Origin of the sequence: Staphylococcus massiliensis CCUG 55927 (assembly GCF_000298075.1) — a bacterium.
GTDB classification, from domain to species: Bacteria; Bacillota; Bacilli; order Staphylococcales; family Staphylococcaceae; genus Staphylococcus; species Staphylococcus massiliensis.
Genome location: NZ_JH815595.1, coordinates 147,314 through 151,829, shown reverse-complemented (window position 1 = coordinate 151,829; position 4,516 = coordinate 147,314). Strand labels below are relative to the sequence as shown.

The 4,516-nt window shown below is 29.2% G+C and carries 4 protein-coding genes and 2 pseudogenes; 3 read left to right on the top strand and 3 right to left on the bottom strand.

Features of this window, described 5'->3' with window-relative positions; genetic code table 11:
- Positions 1-133: 133 nt before the first annotated feature.
- Positions 134-742 (top strand): recombinase family protein, encoded by a 609-nt coding sequence (locus tag A33S_RS0110455; RefSeq protein WP_017176851.1) that lies wholly within the window; start codon positions 134-136, stop codon positions 740-742.
- A gap of 148 nt (positions 743-890) precedes the next feature.
- Here A33S_RS0110455 and A33S_RS12125 read toward each other — a convergent pair.
- The 3 genes and pseudogenes from A33S_RS12125 to A33S_RS11910 all read right to left on the bottom strand — a co-directional run.
- Positions 891-1,088 (bottom strand): annotated as a pseudogene (locus tag A33S_RS12125) (peptidoglycan bridge formation glycyltransferase FemA/FemB family protein); the annotation flags it as partial.
- 64 nt (positions 1,089-1,152) lie between these two features.
- Positions 1,153-1,401, bottom strand: a complete 249-nt coding sequence (locus A33S_RS0110450; protein WP_017176850.1) for a ribbon-helix-helix domain-containing protein — start codon at positions 1,399-1,401, stop codon at positions 1,153-1,155.
- 151 nt (positions 1,402-1,552) lie between these two features.
- Positions 1,553-2,233: a ParA family protein gene (locus A33S_RS11910; RefSeq protein ID WP_238537490.1), complete on the bottom strand. Its 681-nt coding sequence runs from the start codon at positions 2,231-2,233 to the stop codon at positions 1,553-1,555.
- A gap of 301 nt (positions 2,234-2,534) precedes the next feature.
- Here A33S_RS11910 and A33S_RS12120 point away from each other — a divergent pair.
- Both A33S_RS12120 and A33S_RS0110435 read left to right on the top strand, forming a co-directional pair.
- Positions 2,535-3,092 (top strand): annotated as a pseudogene (locus A33S_RS12120) (ATP-binding cassette domain-containing protein); the annotation flags it as partial.
- A 9-nt stretch (positions 3,093-3,101) separates the two neighbouring features.
- Entirely contained in the window at positions 3,102-4,109 is a 1,008-nt protein-coding gene (locus tag A33S_RS0110435) for a hypothetical protein (RefSeq protein ID WP_017176848.1), read from the top strand.
- Positions 4,110-4,516: the final 407 nt, after the last annotated feature.

The following is a 4,516-nucleotide window of genomic DNA, read 5'->3' as shown; positions in this document are numbered from 1 at the left end:
GAAAGCAACGCATTTTAATATAGTGCGTTGCTTTTCTCATTTATTAGGTAAAATCATTCTCATATATCGAATAAAGTGACACAATAACTAGAACGTATGATTAGGGTGTATATTAATTATGAGGTGGAAATCAATGATTGTTGGTTATGCGAGAGTATCATCTATAGACCAAAATTTAGAAAGACAGCTAGCTAATTTGAAAACATTTGGCGTAGAGAAAATATTTACAGAGAAACAATCGGGAAAGTCAGTAGAAAACAGACCTATATTTCAAGAAGCACTTAACTTTGTGAGAATGGGCGATAGATTTGTAGTAGAATCCATTGATCGCTTAGGTCGTAATTATGATGAAGTGATTAACACAGTTAATTATTTAAAAGATAAAGAAGTCCAATTGATGATTACTAGTTTACCGATGATGAATGAAGTCATTGGCAATCCTTTATTAGATAAATTTATGAAAGACTTAATCATCCAAATATTAGCAATGGTTTCAGAACAAGAACGAAATGAAAGTAAACGTAGACAAGCACAAGGTATTAAAGTTGCGAAAGAAAAAGGGGTATATAAAGGACGTCCTTTACTCTATGCACCGAATGCTAAAGATCCTCAAAAACGTGTTATTTATCATAGGGTTGTAGAAATGTTAGAAGAAGGCCAAGCAATTAGTAAAATTGCGAAAGAAGTAAATATAACAAGGCAGACAATTTACAGAATTAAAAAAGATAATGATTTGCTTTAATAAACCTTGTTTCAACGCAAATGAGATCATCTCATAGCATCCTAGAAATCACTATAATATTTTATTAATAAAATAAAAAAGAGAGCAAACACGCTCTCTTTTTTTACTTTACATAATAAATTGATTATAGGTAATTAATTTGTATAGCTTATGCATTCAAAAATTGATAGATTTTATAAAATACCGGATGTATAGGTTTAATAAAATCACCAATATATTCTTCAATATGTGCACCAAATCCTTTTTTAAATTGTTGCACTCCATAATCATCAGCATCTTTACTAAAGTCTCCTGTAACTCCATAAAAATTATATCTTGGAATTTGATGAGTGTTTGATGAGTGAATGAAAATCTATTCTTCAACAAGAATAGATTTTATCAGTAACATTCTTGGCATCATCCACGCCTGATTACAATTGCTTGATTAGTTCATTCAAGAATTCTGATGAAGAGGAATAATTATTTTCTTTAACCAATTCGTCCAACTTTTTTCTAACTGATGGCTGTAACATAAATTGATATCTCGCTTTATTTTCTTTAACTTTACCTTTTTTGATTTCTATCTTTTTATATGAAACATCCGGTGACGCTGCATCTTCTAATGCTTGTTCTATATTTTGTTCTTGCTCATCTTTTGTATATTTTTTATTAAATGCCATGGCTCAGGCCCTCCTTATTTATGAATGGACGCATCTTGGATTACTTTGCATTTATCACTGAATTGATCGAAAAATGTTTTTTCTCTCGCATATAACTTAGGCTCTTTTTGCATTGCGACAATTGGTGTTTTCTCCAAGACACTGCGTGTAATTAATTCTTTGTCCGGAAAGTACGTGATGAATTGCGGATCTTTTTCAATGGCTGCTTTAAATACAACCGATGATTCGTATTATGTTTGACCATATTTCCGACATAAAACAATTCCGCAGTGACGTAACTTTCTCTCGTCTTGAAATCGATGAGTTCTTTTTTTAATTTATTAATCCGATATTCGATGTTAGCATTTGAATCATCACTGAAACCGCTCGGCTTATTCGGTGAAATAACTTTATGACTGACTACAATGGCGTTGCGTGTGGATGTGCTGAAATCCGGATGCGTATCGATAATAATATAATCATATTGATCGATATGGTATGCTTCATAATAATCATCCAACCACATATATAACTGCATATCTTTTCCATCGGTCGTACTCATATGCTTTTCATATTCATCCAAACGTAAAAAACCGCTGATGAGATCAATATTGTCACTGATGTGATGAATTTTGACTTGTTCATTGATGTTCAGTGACTCAATTTTTTCAAATATGGATAATACTGTGTTTTTTTGATCATAGACCCCTAAAATCTGAGATAAGTTGCATTGGTGATCGAGATCAATCATTAAAACTTTGGCGCCTAAATCAGCTAAATATTCGGCAAAGTTGTAAGATAACGTTGTTTTGCCGACGCCGCCTTTAATAGCTGCGAATGTGATGATTTCCATCTTAACACCTCCACATTTATTATAGCATATGCACCCAATGATTCACATCGAGATATGCAAATGTAAGTGTGTGTGTGTACATATGTGTATGACAATGTTTGTGTTTAAATATTTGTTTATATCCTTAAAATATATATTAAATGAGAAGCCAAACAAGGTTCTGTTGCAAAGTTGAAAATCATGTAATCCAACCGAATAATCTATTGATATAATAGTATATAAGTTCCTGGTTTTGTATAGATTTGTATATTAATCTGACTTTGCAACAGAACCATCTAGATTATATAATTTAGAGGAGCGAAGTGGAGAAATACTATACGGTAATGAAAGTATTGAAAACTTTAATTTACGAAAATGGCGGCAAGATATAGGATATGTAACACAAAGTAATGCAATAATAAATGGGACAATAAAAGAAAATATAGTATATTCTGTTAATGAGAATATATCTGACGAAATAATTACCAAAGCTGCTAAAGAAGCGAATATTCACAATGCTATAAATAATATGGACAAAGGATATAACAGTATGGTTGGTGAAAAAGGAGTGAAACTTTCTGGGGGAGAACGACAAAGAATTGACATTGCAAGAAACTTTATAAAAAATCCTGATTTATTATTACTAGATGAAGTCACATCAAATTTAGATAGTGAAAGCGAATATAAAATTCAAGAGTCATTAAAAAAATTAATGAAAGGAAAGACTACAATAATAATAGCTCATCGTTTAACAACTATAAGAGAGGCGGATAACATATTTTTCTTAGATAATGGTGTTATAACGGGAATTGGAGATCACAACTCATTATTGCGCTCTCATGATAAATATAAAAGTTTTATTGAAAAGCAAACAATTTAGGAGGAATATATGAAAGTATGGAATAATAATTGGACTGTACTTTTAATTTTATTAATTAGTATGTCGTTATCAGCATTTCTTTTGAAAAAGGATTTATTTATTATCGATATGCTATTAATAGCTAGCATGTTTTATGTTATTTATTTATTTTCAGCAACTTTTCATGAAATTGGACATATATTAATAGGGAAAATATTAGGTTATAACATAGTTATTTTAACAACCCCTTTTGGAATTTTAGTGAATGGTAACTGGAGGTGGATTGTTCCTGTAAATTATCTATCTGGATATAGCTTAATATATAAACCAGTAATAAAGGGAAGAGTAAAAAGAAGTGAGTTGCTAGTCTTTTTTTTAAGTGGCTCAATTTTTAATTTATTACTAGTTATTATATCTTTAATTTTAATACCTTTAAATACCTCCTTACCCAGTATATATGTGTATTTAAGTGTTTTTATTAATGGGGTAATGATATTTTTAAGTTTATATCCATCAAATACGAATGATGGATATAAGGTTATGAATATTTTATTGAAAAGAAAAGATGAAGAACAAATATTTCAAGTAATTAGTTATATGTATGATGAAGATACAACCAGTGAAGAAACACTTGAAAAATTAGAAAATTATGCTAATAAAGAAGAGATAACTAAATTTGCGTATTTTTTAGGATTAATAGAGAAAAACACTCGTAATTTTAATACATTAAATAATATTAAAGAAGTATTTACTTACAAAAATAAAGATATCGATGACGAAATTAAATTTTATGGCTATATAGCTCTTATAATAAATTTTAAGTACGAATCTAAAGAGCAAAGAGAATTCTTTGTATACTATTTTCAAAATCATGATAACAAACTTCATAAGTCATTATATAATTTATTAAAGAAACGCAAAGAATATAATGTAGTAGAAAAAGAAATGAAATATGTAAATGCTATAGAAAAAAGAATAATAAAGAATTTAGTTAATTTAATAGAAAAGTCACATAATACTAATAAGGGAGAGATATAACTGATTAAATAATGATTAACCTTTATTTTCGTTCATACTACAATCAATCCCATAATTCCAAACATCTGAAAATACTCATAAAATCAATAACTTAGATTTTCGTGACTATCTTAGTTAAACTCTATTTAATTAAGATTTTTATTTTTCATTGTCCAAGGGCGCACTTACATACCAAAATGGTATCGTGCTAAACCCAAAAAGCGCGTGTGATATTCCAATGCCTTTATTTTGCATTTTAAGGAGGTATTTAGAGCAATCTCCAAAATTATAGGTTTATTCTTATATCTCTAAGTCTTTTTTGTCGCTTATAACGCAAATATGAGCCATATAAAATACATTTATCTATACAATTAGGTTACACTTATCCATACAAATAACGTCCATTTCTATTCTATATTAATAAAATA

What these genes read in the sequence shown, in the direction of transcription:
- A33S_RS0110450 (WP_017176850.1), bottom strand. Translation starts at nt 1,401, where the DNA reads ATGGCATTTAATAAAAAATATACAAAAGATGAGCAAGAACAAAATATA.
- A33S_RS0110435 (WP_017176848.1), top strand. Translation starts at nt 3,102, where the DNA reads ATGAAAGTATGGAATAATAATTGGACTGTACTTTTAATTTTATTAATT.
- A33S_RS0110455 (WP_017176851.1), top strand. Translation starts at nt 134, where the DNA reads ATGATTGTTGGTTATGCGAGAGTATCATCTATAGACCAAAATTTAGAA.
- A33S_RS11910 (WP_238537490.1), bottom strand. Translation starts at nt 2,233, where the DNA reads ATGGAAATCATCACATTCGCAGCTATTAAAGGCGGCGTCGGCAAAACA.